17 protein-coding genes and 3 pseudogenes are annotated in these 19,700 nt (G+C 64.4%); 18 read left to right on the forward strand and 2 right to left on the reverse strand.

From position 1 onward, the window contains the following. Together HNR59_RS15690 and HNR59_RS15695 are read right to left on the reverse strand one after the other, a co-directional pair. The coding region (locus HNR59_RS15690) for an RES family NAD+ phosphorylase (RefSeq protein ID WP_183831984.1) at nt 1-408 on the reverse strand (408 nt) is incomplete at its 3' end. Nucleotides 409-415: 7 nt separating this feature from the next. Further along, complete coding sequence (locus HNR59_RS15695) at nt 416-766, reverse strand: MbcA/ParS/Xre antitoxin family protein (RefSeq protein ID WP_151654462.1); 351 nt, start codon at nt 764-766, stop codon at nt 416-418. A 297-nt stretch (nt 767-1,063) separates the two neighbouring features. Between HNR59_RS15695 and HNR59_RS15700 the strand changes: the two genes are divergently transcribed. The 18 genes and pseudogenes from HNR59_RS15700 to ccoS all read left to right on the forward strand — a co-directional run. Further along, nucleotides 1,064-2,416 (forward strand): purine-cytosine permease family protein, encoded by a 1,353-nt coding sequence (locus tag HNR59_RS15700; RefSeq protein ID WP_183831985.1) that lies wholly within the window; start codon nt 1,064-1,066, stop codon nt 2,414-2,416. 202 nt (nt 2,417-2,618) lie between these two features. After that, nucleotides 2,619-3,578, forward strand: coding sequence for an AraC-like ligand-binding domain-containing protein (locus HNR59_RS15705; RefSeq protein ID WP_183831986.1), 960 nt, complete (start codon nt 2,619-2,621; stop codon nt 3,576-3,578). Between the two features lie 76 nt (nt 3,579-3,654). Next, the gene (locus HNR59_RS15710) at nt 3,655-5,676 is read left to right on the forward strand and encodes a hydantoinase/oxoprolinase family protein (protein ID WP_151654468.1); all 2,022 of its coding nucleotides are present in this window, start codon (nt 3,655-3,657) and stop codon (nt 5,674-5,676) included. Nucleotides 5,677-5,687: 11 nt separating this feature from the next. Next, nucleotides 5,688-7,649 (forward strand): hydantoinase B/oxoprolinase family protein, encoded by a 1,962-nt coding sequence (locus tag HNR59_RS15715; protein ID WP_183831987.1) that lies wholly within the window; start codon nt 5,688-5,690, stop codon nt 7,647-7,649. A gap of 221 nt (nt 7,650-7,870) precedes the next feature. Then, a pseudogene (locus HNR59_RS20630) lies at nt 7,871-7,948 on the forward strand (transposase); the annotation flags it as partial. Nucleotides 7,949-8,264: 316 nt separating this feature from the next. Continuing rightward, on the forward strand, nt 8,265-8,870 hold the full coding sequence (locus HNR59_RS15725) for a TetR family transcriptional regulator (protein ID WP_183831988.1): 606 nt from the start codon (nt 8,265-8,267) through the stop codon (nt 8,868-8,870). A gap of 121 nt (nt 8,871-8,991) precedes the next feature. Further along, a complete protein-coding gene (locus HNR59_RS15730; RefSeq protein WP_183831989.1) occupies nt 8,992-10,137 on the forward strand; it encodes an efflux RND transporter periplasmic adaptor subunit in 1,146 nt (381 codons plus the stop codon). A gap of 3 nt (nt 10,138-10,140) precedes the next feature. Further along, nucleotides 10,141-13,290, forward strand: coding sequence for an efflux RND transporter permease subunit (locus HNR59_RS15735; RefSeq protein ID WP_183831990.1), 3,150 nt, complete (start codon nt 10,141-10,143; stop codon nt 13,288-13,290). A 135-nt stretch (nt 13,291-13,425) separates the two neighbouring features. Beyond that, on the forward strand, nt 13,426-13,878 hold the full coding sequence (locus HNR59_RS15740) for a TetR/AcrR family transcriptional regulator (protein ID WP_183831991.1): 453 nt from the start codon (nt 13,426-13,428) through the stop codon (nt 13,876-13,878). A gap of 132 nt (nt 13,879-14,010) precedes the next feature. Beyond that, a pseudogene (locus tag HNR59_RS15745) lies at nt 14,011-14,127 on the forward strand (5-formyltetrahydrofolate cyclo-ligase); the annotation flags it as partial. 373 nt (nt 14,128-14,500) lie between these two features. After that, nucleotides 14,501-14,947 carry an Rrf2 family transcriptional regulator gene (locus HNR59_RS15750; protein WP_183831992.1) on the forward strand — a complete coding sequence of 149 codons (447 nt, stop codon included), beginning with the start codon at nt 14,501-14,503 and terminating at the stop codon, nt 14,945-14,947. Nucleotides 14,948-14,974: 27 nt separating this feature from the next. Beyond that, a complete protein-coding gene (ccoN, locus tag HNR59_RS15755; protein ID WP_183831993.1) occupies nt 14,975-16,630 on the forward strand; it encodes a cytochrome-c oxidase, cbb3-type subunit I in 1,656 nt (551 codons plus the stop codon). 2 nt (nt 16,631-16,632) lie between these two features. Further along, nucleotides 16,633-17,364: a cytochrome-c oxidase, cbb3-type subunit II gene (ccoO, locus tag HNR59_RS15760; protein ID WP_183831994.1), complete on the forward strand. Its 732-nt coding sequence runs from the start codon at nt 16,633-16,635 to the stop codon at nt 17,362-17,364. Between the two features lie 4 nt (nt 17,365-17,368). Then, nucleotides 17,369-17,539: a cbb3-type cytochrome c oxidase subunit 3 gene (locus HNR59_RS15765; RefSeq protein WP_183831995.1), complete on the forward strand. Its 171-nt coding sequence runs from the start codon at nt 17,369-17,371 to the stop codon at nt 17,537-17,539. 4 nt (nt 17,540-17,543) lie between these two features. Next, a complete protein-coding gene (gene ccoP, locus HNR59_RS15770; protein ID WP_183831996.1) occupies nt 17,544-18,428 on the forward strand; it encodes a cytochrome-c oxidase, cbb3-type subunit III in 885 nt (294 codons plus the stop codon). After that, nucleotides 18,425-18,631, forward strand: a complete 207-nt coding sequence (locus HNR59_RS15775; RefSeq protein ID WP_183831997.1) for a hypothetical protein — start codon at nt 18,425-18,427, stop codon at nt 18,629-18,631. Before ccoP ends, HNR59_RS15775 begins: the two co-directional genes overlap by 4 nt. 11 nt (nt 18,632-18,642) lie before the next feature. Continuing rightward, nucleotides 18,643-19,419 (forward strand): DUF2189 domain-containing protein, encoded by a 777-nt coding sequence (locus HNR59_RS15780; RefSeq protein WP_183831998.1) that lies wholly within the window; start codon nt 18,643-18,645, stop codon nt 19,417-19,419. 34 nt (nt 19,420-19,453) lie between these two features. Next, a pseudogene (gene ccoS, locus HNR59_RS20810) lies at nt 19,454-19,597 on the forward strand (cbb3-type cytochrome oxidase assembly protein CcoS); the annotation flags it as partial. Between the last annotated feature and the right edge of the window lie 103 nt (nt 19,598-19,700).

The following is a 19,700-nucleotide window of genomic DNA, read 5'->3' on the forward strand; positions in this document are numbered from 1 at the left end:
ATCGCTCGCGCCATGGGCGAAGCTGCGCACCAGCAATCCGTGGTAGCCGGCGGCCAGAAGCCTTGCGGCGAAGGCCTGCGTCGGGGCTTCGCCGGCGGCCTTCATCCGGTCGCGCCAGGTGGGGTCGGCAAGGGCTTGCAGGGTCATACCTTCGGCCCGCAGGGCGGTGGCGTCCCGGCTGTCGAAGACATTCCCGATGTCCGCCTCATAGGCGACGAGGGTGGTCGGTTGCAGCGAGCCGACCTGATTGGCCTCGCGCAAGGCCGTCATGATCGACAGCGACGCATAGAGGGCCGGCGTTCCCTTGCGGTTGAAACGGCCGCCATAAAGCTCGGCGCCGCGCCCGGACAAGGGCTCGCGCGCATAGATCGGGTTCAGCGCCCGGTAGAGTGATCCGCGATACTCCATCTGCGCTTCAAGCGTGCACGCCGGCGTCGACCGCGTCGATATAGTCGAGCACCTCGTCGGCCCGGCCGTCGCGCACAAGCTGCATGGCCGTGAGGCCGGAGAAGCCCGGCAGCGGTTCCGACCGGTACCACGCATAGGCCATGAGCGCCGAGCCGAACCGGGGCTCGACTTTGTTGACGATCTCGGTCATCTCGCGCAGGCGCCGCTGCGTCTTGTCCGAACGGATGCGGTCCTTGCGCTGGATCGCATCCTTGCCGAGCCCCGCCGTGCGCGCGATCTCCTCGCTCGTCGTGCGCAAGGCGCTGGCGATCTTGCGTGGCGAGAACAGTCCGTCATCGGCATATTGAGCCAGACCCATCTGCTTGCCTCCATTCGGGAATGCCAATTATTATGACGCAATATAGCGTCAGAATTTCCGGATTTCAATGGTTCGTGGCGGACGGCTTCGGCAACCCGCATATGCGCTGTCGTGCAAACAATCGTTCCCTGCCGGCAAAGACAAGCTTTTACACAGGGCCTAGCTTTCCGGCTGCACGGTGCAAAAGACACCGGCAGTCCGCTCCGCAAGAAAGAGCGGGCCGTGTCAACGAGGCTCGGGAACGTCTCGGAAGCGCACATATCGCGACGAGGCTTCGCGCTGCGAGGGGAAAAACCCATGTCCGGAAAGATTTCGATGGAAGAGGTCGATACGCTCGACTTCTCGACGACGGCTGTGCCGCCGAATGCGCGCATGCCGAAATTCGGCCTGACCATGGCCTGGTGGGCCGTGTGCAGCGCCCTGTTCTATATCGTCGTCGGCGCGGCGCTCGCGCTCGGCTTCGGCAGCAAAAATGCCATCATCGGCATGGTGCTGTCTGTGATCGCCTATTCGGCGGTCAATGCGGTGCTGAGCCGCTATGCGATCAGGACCGGCCTGTCGGTCGCCCTGTTCTCGCGCGTGCTGTTCGGCAATGTCGGCGCGGGCATCGCCACGCTCATCTTCTGCGCCACGGCCATCTACTATGCGGTGTTCGAGGGCTCGGTGATCGCGGTCGGCATCAACACGGTGTTTCCGTCCGTCGCTTATCCGGCGGCGGCGCTGATCGTGGTGCTCTACAGCGTGCCGCTGATCTTCGGCAGCATCCAGAGCTGGCTCGACAAGTTCAACGGCGTGCTGCTGCCCTTCTACATTCTTGGCCTGATCGTGGCGGTGGCGCTCGCCATCGGCGAATATGGCTACAGCGACAAATGGCTCAATCTCGGGCCCGAAGGCGGCGCGCCCGCTTCCGGCTGGTGGTCCTGCTTCGTCGCCTATATGGGCGTGTGGGTGCTGATGATGTTCACCTTCGACTATGCCCGTTTCGGCCGGCAGGAGGATGCGGACTATCACGCCTGGTTCAACTTCGGCACGCCCTTCTACCTGATGGTCTTCGTGGTGAGCGGGCTGTTCGGCATGTTCATGGTCGCCACGGTGCCCGATGTCGGCGCGACGGAGGTTTCGGTGCTGCTGGCGCTTCTCAAGCTGATGGGCATCTGGGGACTGGCGTTCGTGTGGATCACCCAGACCCGCATCAACACCGCCAATTATTATCTGGCGGCGGTGAACATGGAGGCGCTGGTCGCGGCCTTCGGCAGAATGCCCTTCGGCCGGATCGGCTGGGCGATTGCCGTCGGCGCCATCGTCTATGTGCTGATGCTGGCCGACGTCTTCGCCTATCTGCTTCAGGCACTGGCCTATCAGGGCATATTCGTCGTCGCATGGGTGGCGGTCGCCATGGCCCATATTCTCAGCGATCGCTACGACCGGCTTTCCGGCGGCACGGTGGAGTACAGGTCCGAACAGGTGCCGGCCTTCAATCCGCTTGGCCTCACCGCATGGTTCGGGGCGGCCGCCATCGGCATCCTGCTCCACGTCTCGGGCGGAAGCTACGCGGATTTCTCCGCTCCGGCCACGGCAGTCGTCGCGTTCGCGATCTACGCGGCGGGTCTGCGCAGCGCCAGGCGATCCTGGTTCTTTGCGGCAGGATGACAACACACCGCACCTGCCGGTTCAGGCCGGCGGGTGCGCCCGGGCACAAGACAGGGTGCACACAGATGCAAGACTCGGCAGCATGGCGAAACTAGCGTATTCCTATGACGAGACTATTGCAGGAGACGATAGCTCGGGGTTCCGGGGAAATTTGTTCGACGGCGGCGCGATATTGCGCCTGACCACGGAATGGGAGGTTCGAATGGACATCAGATATTCCACCGCCGATGCCAGTCCTGCCGCGCGCAAGCGTTACTGGAACGAAGCCGTATCGCAGACCTATTTCTCGCTCGACCTGACCTTCAGGAACGAGCCCCGCTTCGACGGCTCCCTCAACAACTGGAACCTCGGCACGCTGTCGCTGTCGCGGCTGGCATCGGACGGCCTGCTCTACCGCCGCCACAAGCACCATCTGCTGCACGAGCGCGACGAGAGCTATCTGATCACCGTGCCGGAACGCGCCGACGTGCATTTCCTGCAGGATGGCCGCGAGGCGCATTGCAAGCCCGGCCAGATCCTGGTCGAGCGCAGCCATCTTCCCTATGATTTCTCCTATGCCGAGGCCAATGCGCTGTGGGTGCTGAAGGTGCCGGGCAGCGTGCTGCGCTCGCGCGTCGTGCTGCCGGAGCGGCTGGCGTCGCTGAGCTTCGACGCCACCTGCGGGGCGGGCGCATTGTTCGTCGACATGATGCGTCTGGTCGCCGCGCGGCTGGAGGAGATGGACGATCAGGCGCGCACCATGTCCGGCCGCCATCTGGTCGACATGCTGGCCATGGCGGTTTCCGCCGACGAAAAGATGCTCAACGCCAACGCGTCCTCCGTGCAGATGGCGCATCTGTATCGCGTGGAGAATTTCATCCGTCTCAATCTGGCTTCGCCCTCGCTCAGCCCTCAAACCATCGCCGACGCCTGCGGCATTTCCGTGCGCTATCTGCACCAGCTTTTCACCGGCTTTGGCCGCTCGGTCAGCGAATGGGTGAAGTTGCAGCGGCTGTTGATGTGCCGGCAGATGCTGTGCGATCCCGCCTGCCGGAAGAAGGTTTCGGAGATCGCCTATGAATGGGGCTTCAGCGATCAGGCCCAGTTCAGCCGGCTCTATCGCGCCGAGTTCGGCGAAACGCCAAGCGGGACGAGAGAGCGAAGCCGCATGACATCGCCCTGACTGACAGTGCCGGCATAACCAGCTGAGAGCGCTGCCGGCGCGCCCTTCCCATTACATTGCCAAAAAGGAGAACACGATGCCCAGCTTGCGTGTGGCGGTCGACGTCGGAGGTACGTTCACCGACGTCTGTATCATGGACGAGAAATCCGGAAGCATCCGGATCGAGAAGACCGCCTCTACCCCCGATCCGATCGACGGCATCCTCGGCGGCGTGGCCAAGGCGGGCGTGGACATGGCCGATGTGGCGCTGTTCTCGCACGGAACCACGGTTGCCACCAACGCGCTGATCACCCGCCGCCTGCCGCGCGCGGCCATGGTCTGCACCGAAGGATTTCGCGACGTGATTGAGATCCGCCGCGCCAACAAGGAAGACCTTTGGGACACCTACAAGGACGTGGTGCCGCCCTACATTCCGCGCCGCGACCGGCTGACGGTTCCCGAACGCGTCGATGCCGCCGGCAAGGTGGTCAGGCCGCTCGATGAGGCAGCCGCCCGCGAAGTCGCCCGCATCCTGAAGCGCCGCAACGTTGCCGCCGTGGCGGTGTGCTTCATGAACGCCTTCGTCAACGGCGCCAATGAAAAGCGCATGAAGGAAATCCTGCAGGAGGCAATGCCGGACGTTCCCGTCTCGACTTCGTCCGAGGTGCTGCCGGAAATCTTCGAGCATGAGCGCTTTTCCACCACCGTCGCCAATGCCGTCCTGACCCCTGTGGTGGTGGACTACACCAGACGGCTCGGCCAGCGCCTGCAGGAGGACGGCTACACCCGCGACCTGCTTCTGCTGCACACCGGCGGCGGCGTGATGACGCCGAAGAGCGTCGAGGATTTCGCCGCCCGCCTCGCCGGGTCGGGCATCGCGGCGGGCGCCATCGCCAGCCGCCAGATCGCCATGCTGTGCGGCTTCCGCAACTCCATCGGCCTCGACATGGGCGGTACCTCCACCGACGTGTCGCTGGCCTATGACGGGCAGTCGCGCGTCACCAAGGACTGGTTCATCGAATATGGCTATCCGATCCGCTTTTCCTCCATCGAGGTGCTGACCATCGGCGCCGGCGGCGGCTCGCTGGCCTGGCGCGACGAGGCCGGCTCGCTGCGCAACGGCCCGCAATCGGCGGGCGCCAATCCGGGACCGGCCTGCTATGGCAACGGCAACAGGCAGCCGACCAACACCGACGCCAACGTGGTGCTCGGCCGTCTCGGCACCAGCCTTGCCGGCGGCAAGATCACGCTCGATCCGGCACTGGCCGCGCAGGCGGTGACGGAAGGCGTCGCCGAACCGTTCGGCCTGTCCATTCATGCGGCCGCCGACGCCGTCATCAAGGTCGCCAACGCCAACATGTCGGACGCCGTGCGGCTGATCTCGATCAGCCGCGGCTACGATCCGCGCGACTTCGCGCTGGTCGCCTTCGGCGGTGCGGGCGCGCTGCATGGCGCCGCGATTGCGAAGGAACTGTCGATCCCCGCCGTGATCGTGCCGCCCAATCCCGGCGTCACCTCGGCGCTCGGCTGCCTGCTCGTCGACATGCAGCACGACTTCTCCGAAAGCTACATCAAGGCGGCTTCCGAAGCGGATGCCGCGACCATCGAGGCCGATTTCGCCCGCATGGAGAAGGATGCGGTGGAGCGGCTGGTGCATGAGGGCGTCGAGCCCGGCGACATCGTGCTCCAGCGCAGCGTCGACATGATGTATCAGGGCCAGTGGCGTTCGCTGGCGGTGAATGCGCCGACCCCTGTCACCAGCATCGCCGATCTGGTCGAGGCGTTCCATCGCGAGCACAAGCGCGAATACAATTTCCGCCGCGACGAAACCCCGGTCAGCCTCTACCGCCTCAACCTGAAGGCCACCGGCATCGTGCCGAAGGCCGAACTGCCGAAGCATGAGCCGACCGGCGTCACACCCGCGCCGCTTCATCGCCGGCCGGTCTGGTTCGGGCCGGACGAGCCGCATGACACGCCGGTCTATGACCGCGACGACCTGCCGGCGGGCTTCAGCTTCGAAGGACCGGCCATCGTCGAGCAGCTCGACTCCACCGTGGTGGTGCCGCCCGGCACGAAGGCGGAAGTCGACCAGTATCTCAACATCATCATCCGCGTCTGAGAGGAACCAAGATGCTGACCAAGCCAACTCTCGATCCCGTCACCTTCGAGGTGCTGAAGAACTCCTTCATCACCTCCGTCGACCAGATGGCGGAGCAGATCCTGCGCACCTGCTATTCCTTCGTCATCTACAATCGCGACTTTTCGAGCGCCCTGCATGACGCGGAAGGCAACTGCGTGGCGCAGGGCAACCAGGACATCGCCGTGCATGTCGGCACGCTCCACTTCACCTGCAAGGAGGTGATCCGCGCCTTTGCCGGCGACATGCATCCGGGCGACGTCTACGCCATCAACGACCCCTATGCCGGCGGCACCCACTTCAACGACGTGCGCCTGATCCGGCCGATCTTCCACGATGGCGAGGTCATCGCCTTCTCGCAGTCGAACGGCCACTGGTCCGACCTCGGCGGTTCGGTTCCGGGCTCCTTCGACGTCAGCGCCACCGACATGTTCAGGGAAGGCATGCGCATCACCCCGGTGCGCCTGTTCGCAAAAGGCCGCTTCTGCGAGGACGTCGCCCGGATGATCGCTTCCAACACCCGTGACCCGGCCTCGATCATCGGCGATATCCACGCGCAGGCACAGGCCACGCAGGTGTGCGAGCGCGAAATCCTGCGCCTTGTCGCCAAATATGGCGTCGACACCATAAAGCTCGGCATGGCCGCCGTGCAGGATTATGTCGAGCGCGCCATGCGCCAGCGCATCGAAGCCCTGCCGGACGGCGAGTGGGAAACGCAGGATTTCATCGATCAGGACCCGGCCGGCGAAGAGGGGCTGATTCCGATCAAGGTGAAGCTGACGATCAAAGGCGACCGCGTCAGCTACGACTTCAGCGGCTCTCACGCCACCATCGGCTCGATCTACAATTCCGCCTTCGGCTCCACCTTCTCGGCGGTGGCGGCGGGCATGAAGACCTTCTTCCCCGACCTGCCGCTGAACAGCGGATTCTACCGCCTGTTCGACATCACGGCTCCCGAAGGCTCCATCGTCGATGCCAGATGGCCGGTGGCGGTAACGGGCTTCCTGATGCCGTTCGAGAAGATCATGAACGCCATCTACGAGATGTGGTCCAAGATCCTGCCCGAGCGCGCCATCGCCTGCGCCTTCAACCTCGAATATCTGCTGACCGGCGGCCGCGATGCGCGCAGCCCCGAAAAGCCGATCTTCATGTTCTACGACTGGCTGCCGGGCGGCTGGGGCGGGCGCAATGGCCGCGACGGCTGCAACGTCACCACCGCCTGCTTCGGCACCGGGCTGATGGCGCAGCCGGTGGAAGGTCAGGAGCGTGCCAACCCGATGATGACCACGCGCTTCGAGGTGCTGACGGATTCCGCCGGCCCCGGCAAATGGCGCGGCGGTGCCGGCGTGCAGAAAACCTCCGTCATGCTGGAGGCCGAGAACACGGTGATCTCCTACATCTGCGACCGCGAGCGCGCCGTGGTGTGGGGCATCGAAGGCGGCCTGCCGTCCATGCCGCACGGGCTGACGCTGCGCCGTCATGGCTCGGACAAGCCCGAATGGCTGGGCTCGGTGTTCTCCAACGTCGCCATCGGGCAGAACGACGAGTTCGGCCGCCCGACCGCCGGCGGCGGCGGCTTCGGCGATCCGCTGGAGCGCGATCCCGAGCGCGTGTTGCAGGACGTCATCGACGATTATGTCTCGGTGGAGCGCGCCGCGCTGGACTACGGCGTGGTCATCACCCCGGTCGATCCCGAAATCTGCGAATACGAGATCGATGCGGAGGCGACGAAGAAAGAGCGCGAGCGCATCCGGGCCGGACGCAGCGGCTGGATCGCAACCCCGCCTGAAGAGGTGGCGGCCCTGTTCCAGGCCGGAAAGATCAATGCGCTCGATGCGGTGCGGCGCTATGCGGTGATCCTCGACTGGGACAAGGGCACGCTTCTGCCGAAATCCACGGAGCAGTTCCGCGAGATGTACCACAAGCGCACCGCCTCCCGCTGGGCGGCAGCCTGAAACAGCCTCTCTCCATTCCGCCGGACTTCACGGTCCGGCGGCAGGATTTACGGGCGGCAGGGATGCCGCCTGCCGCGTCGGGGACGCCGCTCCGGAGTTTCCCCCGACCTGCGCCAGCAGATCAGGTCTGCATGCTCTTATCCTGCATGATGGAGACATGTTTCCCTGCGGTGAAGCTGTCCTTGCGGAGGAGGAAGCCAGCCCCGTCACCGGCGGCGCATGCCACCCGGTACGATCGCTGCCCGACGGTTTTCTTTTCCGCCGTCGCTCTCGCCGCCATCGTAATCTTCTGGCTCTGATCAACGGGTCATGACCCTACGCTGAACTATCTCGGCCTCAGCGCCGCAACCCCGCCGCCAGATGCAAGGCTGGGCCGGGACGGGTGCGTTCCGCATGAGGAACAGCACACACGAGATGTGAAGCCCATGCAGCGGCTGGCGGAGTTGGCGATTGTCACTCTCAGCTAGCGGGGCAACAGCGCCGCGCTGGCGTCGCGCCTCGGTGATCCATGTTGCGGCCGCTCATCGGAAACAAGGGCAAAATCACGCCCTTTTGAAAAAATGAAACTTTACATACATTCTTGTTTGTATATAAGAGCGCCCGAAAGGTGTCGTCATGCGCAGGACCAAGGAAGACGCGGAACAGACCCGAACGGCCATCCTCGATGCCGCCGAGCGCGTCTTCATGGAGCGCGGCATCGATGCCGCGACGCTGGACGGCATCTCACGCGCTGCAGGCGTCACGCGCGGCGCCTTCTACTGGCATTTCAAGGACAAGACCGATCTTCTGAGCGCGTTGCAGGCGCGCAGTTCGCTGCCGCAGGAAGAACTGCTCGCTTATGACGAGACCAGCAGCACCGACGATCCGTTCGAGTTTCTGGAAGCTGCCGGCATCAAGGCCCTGACCGTCTTCGCGGAAGATGAAAGCTGCCAGCGCCTGTTCAGCATTCTCTCCAGCCATACCGGCCGGGGGCAGAGCGCCGACTGGATGGACGATGCCAATTGCCGCCTGTTCAGGCTGATTTCGCGCCTGACGCGCATCGCTGCGGATCAGGGCAAGCTCGGTCCCCACTTCACGCCGGACGAGGCGGCATGCGTGCTCATGGCCAGCATGAACGGGCTTCTGGGCGAATGGCTGCGGGCCAAGAAAGTCTTCCCGCTGAAGGAGCTTGGCTCCAAACTGTTGCGCAGTCAGCTCGCCATGCTGAGGGCATCCGAATGATCCCGCTGATCTTCTCGCTACCCCCTCCGCCGGCATCGGATCTGCCCGGCTAGCCGGAACAAAAGGCGCTGTCGCCAGCGCAAACACATTCTCCCAAAAACGGTTTCATCAGAGAGTTCCCATGCGAAACAGGCTCACAGGAAGCGCTGCAACGGGTGTCTTCGCTTTGGTTCTGAGCGGGCTTGCCCCGCTTGCATCCATGGCGCAGGAGCAACCGCCGGCGACGGTAACGGTCATGAAAGCCGAACCGCAGGATTTCACGGTGACCGCGCGGCTGCCCGGCCGCGTCAAGGCATCCACGGTCGCGGAGGTGCGCCCGCAGGTGTCCGGCATCATCCGCGAGCGGCTGTTCGACGAAGGTGCGCGGGTCGAGGCGGGCCAGCAGCTCTACAAGATCGAGGACGACACCTATGTCGCCGCCGTAGCCGCGGCGAAGGCGACTGTCGCGCAGGCCCAGGCCAACTATGATCTGGCGGTGCGTGAAGCCCGCCGCGCCGACGAACTGTTTCAGGCAAAGACCGGCTCCGAACAGCGCCGCGACAGCGCCAACGCCACGCGCGATGCCGCCGACGCCGCGCTGCAGCTCGCGAAGGCGCAACTGATGAGCGCCGAGATCGAACTCGAACGCACCAATGTGCGCGCGCCGGTTTCCGGCGTTATCGGACTGTCGCAGACGACCACCGGCGCACTTGTCGGCGCACAGCAGGCGACTGCGCTGGCCACCATCCGCACGCTCGACCCGATCTATGTCGACGTCACCCAGTCGGCCAACGACCTGATGCGCTGGCAGGGGTCGCGCAAGTCTGAAGAGCCCGGCGCGGATGCCGCAACCCTGATCCTGCCGACCGGCGGCGCGTTCCAGCACAAGGGAAAGCTCAGGGCGGCCGAACCGCAGGTGGAGCCGATGACGGGCATGATCACCCTGCGCGTCACCTTCGACAATCCCGAACACACGCTGCTGCCCGGCCTGTATGTGGAGGTGGAGCTGCCGCAGGCTGTCGCCGAAGGTGCCTATCTGGTGCCGCAGAACGCCGTGATGCGCGACACGACCGGCGCCGCCCATGCCTGGGTGGTCGAGGACGGAAAGGTCGCCGTGCGCAATCTCGCGGTGCTGACGGCTTCAGAAAACCGCTGGGTCATCACCGGCGGCCTGAAGGAAGGCGATGAGATCATCACTTCCGGCTTCCAGAAGATCGGCCCCGGCGCGCCCGTGGAAATCGTGCGCGAGAAGATTGAAGCAGCCGTGCAGCCGGCCGAAGGAAACTGACCCATGGCCCGCTTCTTCATCGACCGGCCCATCTTTGCATGGGTCATAGCCATCATCATCATGGGCCTTGGCCTGCTTTCGGTATCGCGGCTTGCGGTGTCGCAATATCCCTCGATTGCCGGCCCCTCGATCGTCATCAGCGCGGTCTATCCCGGCGCCTCGGCGGAGACCGTCGCCGATACGGTCGTCCAGATCGTCGAAAAGGAAATGACCGGCCTCGACGGGCTGCGCTACATCAAATCGAGCACCACCTCGACCGGCACCGCCTCGATCACGCTGACCTTCAACATCGGCACCGATCCCGACATCGCGCAGGTTCAGGTGCAGAACAAGCTCGCCCAGGCGGAAGCCAACCTGCCTGAAGCCGTGGTGCGCCAGGGTGTTACGGTGGAGAAGTCGGCGACCGGCTTCCTGATGGTGATTGCGCTGATCTCAGACGACGGCGCGCGCCGCGACGTCGATCTCGCCGACTATCTGAACTCCTACATGGTCGAGCCGATCGCCCGTCTCACCGGCGTCGGCAAGGTTCAGGTGTTCGGCTCCGAATATGCGATGCGCATCTGGCTCGATCCGCAGAAGCTCAAATATTACAATCTGGCGCCTTCGACGGTGGTTGCGGCCATCAACGCCCAGAACGCGCAGATTTCGGCGGGTTCCTTCGGCGCCATGCCGGCGCCGGAAGGCCAGCTGCTCAACGCCACCATCACCGCCCAGTCGCTCCTGAAAACGCCCGAGGATTTCGAGGGCATCGTGCTGCGTGCCGATGCCGATGGCGGCCTCGTGCTGCTGCGCGACGTGGCGCGCGCCGAACTGGGCACCGAGAATTACGAGATCACCGGTTTCTATAACGGCAAGCCTTCCTCCGGCATGGCGATCCAGCTCGCTTCCGGCGCGAACGCGCTGGATACGGCCGAACTGGTCAAGGCCAAGATGGAGGAGCTTGCCGCTTCGCTGCCGGCGGGCGTCAGCTACGTCATCCCCTACGACACGACGCCATTCGTTCTGATTTCGATCGAGGCGGTGCTGCACACGCTGGGTGAGGCGATCATTCTCGTCTTCTTCGTGATGCTGCTGTTCCTGCACAATTTCAGGGCCACGCTCATTCCAACGCTCGCCGTTCCGGTTGTGCTGCTGGGAACCTTCGGCATCATGGCGGCGCTGGGCTTCACCATCAACACGCTGACCATGCTGGCCATGGTGCTCGCCATCGGCCTTCTGGTGGACGATGCCATCGTGGTGGTGGAGAACGTCGAGCGCATCATGCGCGACGAACATCTGGGGCCGGTCGAAGCCACGCGGAAATCCATGGACGAAATCACCGGCGCCCTGGTCGGCATCGCCATGGTCGTGTCCGCGGTGTTCGTGCCGATGGCATTCTTCGGCGGTTCCACCGGCGAGATGTACAAGCAGTTCGCCGTCACCATCGTTTCCGCCATGGGATTGTCGGTGCTGGTGGCGATCGTGTTCACGCCGGCCCTGTGCGCCACGATGCTCAAGCCGCATTCGCATGCGCCGCGCAAGGGAATGCTGGCCCGCATGGGTGGCGCGTTCAGCGATGGTTTCGAGCGGCGCTTCTCGCAGGTGACGTCGGGCTATTCCGGCATCGTCCGCTTCGCGACCCGCGGGCCGCTGCGCATGCTGGTGGTCTATGCCCTGATCGTCGGCGGCATGGTCATGCTCTACCAGCGCACGCCTCCCTCCTTCCTTCCTGATGAGGATCAGGGCGTGCTGATGGCCATCGTCCAGCTTCCCTCCGGGGCCACCGCCGGACAGACGGAAGAGGTGCTGCACAAGGTGGAGCAGTACTTCATCAGCGCCGAACCGGAGAATGTGGCGTCGGTGTTTTCCGTTCGGGGCTTCTCGTTTTCCGGTCAGGGACAGAACATGGGCATGATGTTCATCAAGCTGAAGGACTGGTCACTGCGCACCTCTCCCGATGCCTCGGCATCGGCCATTGCCGGACGCGCCTTCGGCCCGCTGTTCGGCGGCATCCGCGAGGCCATGGTGGTGCCTTTCGTGCCGCCTGCTGTCATGGAGCTTGGCACGTCGAACGGTTTCACCGCCTTCCTTCAGGCCTCGGCGGGCCAGAGCCATGAGGAACTGCTGAACGCCCGCAACATGCTGATCGGCATGGCGTCCGACGATCCGATGCTGACGGCGGTGCGGCCGAACGGCGTGGAGGACGCCACCCAGTTCCGCCTGAACATCGACTGGAAGAAGGCCGGCGCCGTGGGGGTGACGGCGGCGGATGTCGGCACCTTCCTGAACACCATCTGGTCGGGCGCCTATGTCAACGACTTCCTCTATGAAGGCCGCGTCAAGCGCGTCTATGTGCAGGGTGAGCCTTCGGCACGGACCAAGCCTGAAGACATGGCGCTGTGGCGCATCCCCAACGTCAATGGCGATTTCGTGGACCTGACGACCTTCTCCGAGCAGCAATGGGTGTTCGGGCCGCAGCAGGTGACGCGCTACAACGCGCTGCCGGCCATGGAACTCGAAGGTTCGGCCCGCGACGGCTTCACCTCGGGCGAGGCAATTTCCGCCATGGAGCGGCTCGCCGAAAAGCTGCCCCCCGGCTACAATCTGCGCTGGACGGGCATGTCGCTTGAAGAAAAGGAAGCCGGTGCGGGTGCCATGATCCTGTATGGTCTGGCGCTGGCCACCATGTTCCTGTGTCTTGCGGCCCTCTACGAAAGCTGGACCATTCCGATCGCCGTGCTGCTGGCGATGCCGGTCGGCATTCTGGGCGCGCTGATCGGCGCCTGGATCGGCGGCCAGTCCAACGGCGTCTACTTTCAGGTGGGCCTGCTGACCGTCGTCGGCCTGACCGGCAAGAACGGCATCATGATCGTGGAATTCGCCCGCGACCGCATGGCCAAGCTCGGCGAGAGCGCGGTCGAAGCGGCGCGCGAGGCATCGAAACTGCGCTTCCGCCCGATCCTGATGACCTCGCTGGCCTTCGGCCTCGGCGTTCTGCCGCTGGTGGTGTCGTCGGGCGCCGGCGCGGGCGCGCGCCAGGCCATCGGCTTCGCCACCTTCTTCGGAACCATCACCGGAACGCTTCTGGCTCTGGTGTTCGTGCCGGTGTTCTTCGTCGTCATCAACCGGCTGTTTTCCCGCCGCCGGACGGAAGATCGGGCGGTCACCGCCTGATTGCGTGCGTAGCTGAGTAAACTCGTACCGCGTAACGGCCCTGCCGCCCGTGTCAAAACCGGCGGCAGGGCTTTTTTTGAAGCAGGGCTTGCGCATTCCTGATCATCAGGAACGGTTGAAAGGGACACCGAAGCGATGAGCAAGACGGAAAATCCGAAACGCCCGAAGGAAGGCGTTTCCGTCATTCCGGCGGCGCAGAGCCGGCAGCGCGACCGCGTTTTCTGTGCCGTCGTCGCGGTTGCGCTCGATCAGGGATTTGGCCACGTCACCATGGATGCGGTGGCGAGGCAGGCAAAGCTGAGCAAGGGCGGCCTGCTCTACTACTTTCCCAACAAGGCTGAACTGATCCAGGCGATGCTCGCCAGATATTCAGGCTGGGAAAACACCCCGCAATGCAATCCGGACAAGGGCGGCAGCGCAGGCGGCGTCGACCCTTTCGCCGTTGCCGTCCTGGTCGCCGCCGCCGAAGATCCCTCCTTGCTTGCCTGTGCTGCCGATTGCCCCGGCCAGGAAGCCACCGGCGACGACAAGGCTGCATTTTCGGCAAGATGGCGTCTTTTCTGCCATCTCCTCGCCAACCGCCTTTAGGGTCGGGGCTGAATGCTTAAGTGACGGCCATTATTGAGAAAATGGCTGCTGGCCAAGCGTGGCTGCGATGCAAACTGATTTCGTGACGCTTCATGGGCAAAGGGATCACAGACGGCATTCAATTCCCTTTGCCTTCCTGCCATGCCGCGCAAGCCCCTGACGATCGGCGTCGATTACGCCCTGAGCCGGGTAAGGACCATATATCCGCAGCCGCACGACATCCCGATGGACGTCATCGTCACCGACTGACCGCGGAGGCATGGGCCTTGACCCCGACCGCGACCGCGTGACGCCGACCCTTCCGTGACTGCTGCTTGCGCGCATAGGCAGAGGTGCTTGCCGTCACCTTCGGATGCATTTCCGCACGGATTTCATGAAGGGCGCCCCTGAAATGGGGCCTTGCCGGAGTGTCTGAGAATGAGCCGGCGCCTGCTGCGACCATATCGCACATTTGTTGTCGGGGGAGTTTGCGCAAAAAGATTATCTGAGATACCTCTTTTAGGAGGAGCACGAATTTCGTGCAGGAGAGCCCGATGCCATCCGTTTCCGATTTGCGTCTGACAGCCCTTGTCAGGCCCGTTTTCATCACAGTCTCCGGCTTCCGTATTGCATGGGCGCTGCCATGCGCCTGACGCTGCATACCGACTATGCGCTGCGCATGCTGATCTACGCCGCGACACGGCCCGACCGGGCGTGCACGGTGAGCGATGTGGCCGAAGCCTACGGGTTGTCGCGCAATCACCTGCTCAAGGTAGCCCAGACGCTGCGCGAGCATGACTTCATCGAGACGGTGCGGGGGCGCTCCGGCGGCATAAGGCTGAAGCGGGAACCCGCCAGCATCGGCATCGGCGCACTGGTGCGCACGATCGAGGAAGATCTCTCGCTTGTGGAATGCATGCAGAAGCGCGGCGGGCACTGCGTGATCTCGCCCTGCTGTGAGCTCCGGAACATGTTTTCCGAGGCGCTCGCCGCCTGGCTGGCCGTCCTCGATAAGTACACGCTCGCCGATATCGTGCGCAACAGGGCACAGCTCGGCATCCTGCTCGGCATCGAGGGCATCGCGGCATAGCCGGCAAACAAGCGAGGGGAAAGCCAGATGGTTTCAGGATTGACGGTCTCCGAACGCCAGCTTTCGCTGGCCGTGCTCACGATGCTGGCGCTGTGCGGGCTTGCCATGGCCGCTGCCGGCCGGGCCGATGCGCTGGGCGTTCACGGCTTCATCGTGCTTGCCTTCAGCCTTGGGCTGATCTTCCTGGTGATCTCGCGCTACAACGATCCCGAACCGCCTGCGGAGCGGCTGGCGCACTATTACGACGACCCGACGAGGGTCGGCATCGTGCTCACCATGATCTGGGCCGTGGCCGGCATGTTCTTCGGTGTGTGGGTGGCCGCGCTGCTGGCGTGGCCGGATCTGACCTTCGACGCCGGCTGGGCGAGCTTCGGCCGCCTGCGGCCGGTGCATACCTCCGGCGTGATCTTCGGCTTCGGCGGCAATGCGCTGATCGCCACCTCCTTCCACGTTCTCCAGCGCACCTCGCGGGCGCGCCTGCCCGACCAGTTCAGCCCGTGGTTCGTGCTGATCGGCTACAATCTGTTCTGCGTGCTGGCCGCCAGCGGCTATCTGATGGGGCTGACCCAGTCGAAGGAATATGCCGAGCCCGAATGGTATGCCGACATCTGGCTGGTGATCGTGTGGGTGGTGTATTTCCTCATCTACATCCGCACCCTGCAGCGGCGGAAGGAACCGCATATCTACGTCGCCAACTGGTACTACATGGCCTTCATCCTGGTCGTGGCGGTGCTGCACATCGTCAACAATCTCGCCGTGCCGGTCTCCTTCGGCCATGCCAAGAGCTATTCGCTGTTCTCCGGCGTGCAGGATGCGATGACGCAATGGTGGTACGGCCACAACGCGGTCGCCTTCTTCCTGACGTCCGGCTTTCTCGGCATGATGTATTACTATCTGCCCAAGCGCGCCGAACGGCCGATCTTCTCCTACAGGCTTTCCATCATCAGCTTCTGGGGCATCACTTTCATGTATATGTGGGCGGGCTCGCACCACCTGCACTATACGGCGCTGCCGCAATGGGTGCAGACGCTGGGCATGACCTTCTCGCTGGTGCTGCTGGTGCCGTCATGGGCCTCGGCCGGCAATGCGCTGGCGACGCTGAACGGCGCATGGGACAAGGTGCGCACCGACGCCACGCTGCGCTTCATGATGGTGGCGGCCGTGTTCTACGGGCTGTCCACCTTCGAGGGCTCGTTCATGGCCATCCGCGCCGTCAACTCGCTGTCGCACTATACCGACTGGACCGTCGGCCACGTCCATGCGGGCGCGCTCGGCTGGGTGGCGATGATCACCTTCGGCTCGCTCTATGCGCTGGTGCCGTGGATGTGGAAGCAGCAGCGCATGTATTCGCCGAAGCTGGTCGAGGTCCACTTCTGGCTCGCGCTCACAGGCACCGTCATCTACGTCTTCGCCATGTGGAACTCGGGCATCATCCAGGGCCTGATGTGGCGCACCTACAATGACAGCGGCACGCTGGCCTATTCCTTCATCGACAGCCTCGTCGCCATGCATCCCTACTATATCGCGCGCACCGTCGGCGGCCTGTTCTTCCTTGCCGGCGCCATCGTGGCCTCCTGGAACGTGTGGATGACGATCCGCATGGCCCGCACCGGCCAGCATCAGGAGGGCGGCGCCGACGTGCCGCTTTACGGCAGGGCTGACGCCGTGCAGGCAGGTGAATAGCGATGAAGGAGTTCTTCCACCGCAAGATCGAACGCAACGCCATCGGCTTCGTTCTGGCGATCGTCGGCGTCGCCTCCATCGGCGGCATCGTGGAGATCGCGCCGCTGTTCACCATCAGCGAGACGGTCGAGGAAGCGCCCGACATGCGCCTCTACACGCCGCTCGAACTGGCCGGGCGCAACATCTACATCCGCGAGGGCTGCTATGCCTGCCACTCGCAGATGATCCGCACGCTGCGCGACGAGGTCGAGCGCTACGGGCCGTTCTCGCTGGCGGTGGAGTCGCAATACGACCACCCCATGCTGTGGGGGTCGAAGCGCACCGGGCCGGACCTCGCCCGCCTCGGCGAAAAATATTCCGACGCCTGGCATGTCGCCCACCTCATCAATCCGCGTGACGTGGTGCCGGAATCGGTGATGCCGAAATATGGCTGGCTGATGCGCAATGAGCTGAAATACGACGATCTCGGGCTGCATCTGGCGGCCCAGCGCAAGGTGGGCGTGCCCTATACCGACGAGATGATCGCCAATGCGCAATGGGACGCCTACGGGCAGGCCAACCCTGACAGCAATCAGGCGCAGGGCGTGGCCGGGCGCTATGGCGAGGCCACCACCATAAGGGTGTTCGACGGCGATCCCGCGCGCATCACCGAGATGGACGCGCTGGTCGCCTATCTGCAGATCCTCGGCAGACTGACGGATGCCGCGCACCAGAGCGCGGCCGTGGAGGAGTGAGGCCATGGACCACGAGACGCTCGTCGCCTTCTCCAAGAGCTGGGGGCTGTTCTATCTGATCATCTTCGCCATCGGGGTGCTGGTCTACGCCTTCTGGCCGGCCAACAGGAAGCGGTTCGACCGCGCCAAGAAGAGCATTCTCGACGATGACGACCGGCCGGGGAAGGGGGAGTAGGCGCATGGCAACCGAACGACACGACCCCATCACCGGGCGCCCGACCACCGGGCACGAATGGAACGGCATCGAGGAACTGGAGACGCCGGTCCCGCGCGTGGTGTTCTTCTTCCTGATCGCCGGCACGCTGTTTGCGGTCGGCTACTGGCTGCTGATGCCGGCATGGCCGCTCGGCTGGACCTACACGAAGGGCCTGCTCGGCATCGACCAGCGCACCGTGGTGACGCGGCAGGTGGAGCAGGCCGCCGTCTCGCGCGCCGTCTGGGCCGACCGCATCGCCGGCGAGGACTTTGCCGCCATTGCCGCCGACGAGGAGCTGATGCGCCATGTGCGCGACACCGGCCGCACGCTGTTCGTCGACAATTGCGCCGTGTGCCATGGCGTGCGTGGCACCGGCGGTCCGGGCTTTCCCAATCTGGCGGCTGGCGCGTGGCTGTGGGGCGGCGACCCCGAGACCATCGCCGAAACCATCAGCGTCGGCATCAATTCGACCGATGACGATACGCGCATCTCGCAGATGATGGCCTTCGGCCGCGACGGCGTGCTCGAAATCGGGCAGGTCAGGGCGGTGGCGGCCTATGTGCGCTCACTGTCCGGCCAGCAGCTGGGCGAAACCGATCAGGCCCGGCTGCCGGAAGGGCAGGAGGTGTTCGCGGCGAACTGCGCCGCCTGTCATGGCGAGGAGGGCAAGGGCATGGCCGAGGCCGGCGCGCCAGACCTGACCGACGAGAACTGGATCTATGGCGGCGACGCGCAGTCGGTGTTCACCACCATCTATTCGGGCCGCCAGGGACACATGCCGCACTGGCAGGACCGGCTGTCGCCGGTCGATATCAGGATCCTCGCCCTTTATGTCGGCACGCTCGCGACCGACGGAGGCACGCAATGAGCGCCGCGCCTCCCGCCACGCGCCCCGGCCGGCTCAACTGGCGCCTCATATCGGCGCTGATCGTCGCTGGCGGCGTGCTGCTGTTTGCCGGCGCCAATGCCCATCTCGTCTATGTCGCGCTCGGCTCGCAGCCCGATTGCGTGCCGCATGAAAAGACGGCCGATGGCGCGGGAACCTACCGCGCCGCCAGATCGTCCTGCTGAGGAGGAAGTTCATGGGACGCACCGAAAGCACGCCGCTTCCGCTGTCCCGGCAGCGCCGGCGCAATCTGCCGGCAAGCGCCGCCTTCGGCTGGCTGGGGGCCGGCTGGCGCGACCTGTGGCGCAATCCCCTGCCCAGCCTCGCCTATGGGCTGGTTGTGTTCGTGTTGTCGCTGGCGGTGGTGACTTGCCTGTTCAGGCTGGAGCTCGACTACATATTGTTCCCGGCGCTGGCCGGCTTCATGGTGGTCGGGCCACTGGTCGCCATCGGCCTCTACCAGAAAAGCCGCGATCTGGAGGAGGGCAGGCCGGTGAGCCTTGCCCGCATGATCTTCGTCCGGGCGGAATCGGGCGCGCAGGTGTGGTTCACCGGCGCCATCCTGTGCCTGCTGATGCTGGTGTGGATGCGCGCCGCCGTCATCATCTATGCGCTGTTCTTCGGCCTTCGGCCTTTCCCCGGCCTCGACCACATCGCCGCCATGCTGTTCACCACGCCCGAAGGCTGGGGCATGCTGGTGGTGGGCACCGTGGTGGGCGGCCTGTTTGCCGCCTTCTCCTTCGCCATCAGCACCTTCTCCATACCCATGCTGCTGGCCGAGAAGGTCGATGCCTTCACCGCCATGGGCACCTCCATCTCCTTGGTGTTCAGGAACCTGCCGGTGATGCTGGTCTGGGGCGCCATCGTGCTTGCGCTGTTCCTGATGTGCATCGTCACCGGCCTTGTCGGCCTCGTCGTCATCTTCCCGCTGCTCGGCCATGCGACGTGGCACAGCTACAGGGCGATCAGATGAGCTGCCGCACCACATGGCGGCATCGGGCCTGCGGATGACGGGCAGCCTCCTCTATCTCGTTCCGCTGGCGCTGATGCTCGGCGCAGTCGCGCTCGGCGCTTTCCTGTGGTCGCTGAAGAGCGGCCAGTACGAGGACCTTGAGGGCGCTGCGCAGCGCATCCTCATCGATGCCGAGAGCGACCGTATCGACGGCCATCCGGAGCCTTCGTCCGGCGAGGCCACCGAACCGCGCGAGAAGCGCGGCCAGAGCATTTTGCAGCCAGATGGAAACATCTGGCGTC

The sequence above is a fragment of the Aquamicrobium lusatiense genome, from assembly GCF_014201615.1.
GTDB classification, from domain to species: Bacteria; Pseudomonadota; Alphaproteobacteria; order Rhizobiales; family Rhizobiaceae; genus Mesorhizobium; species Mesorhizobium lusatiense.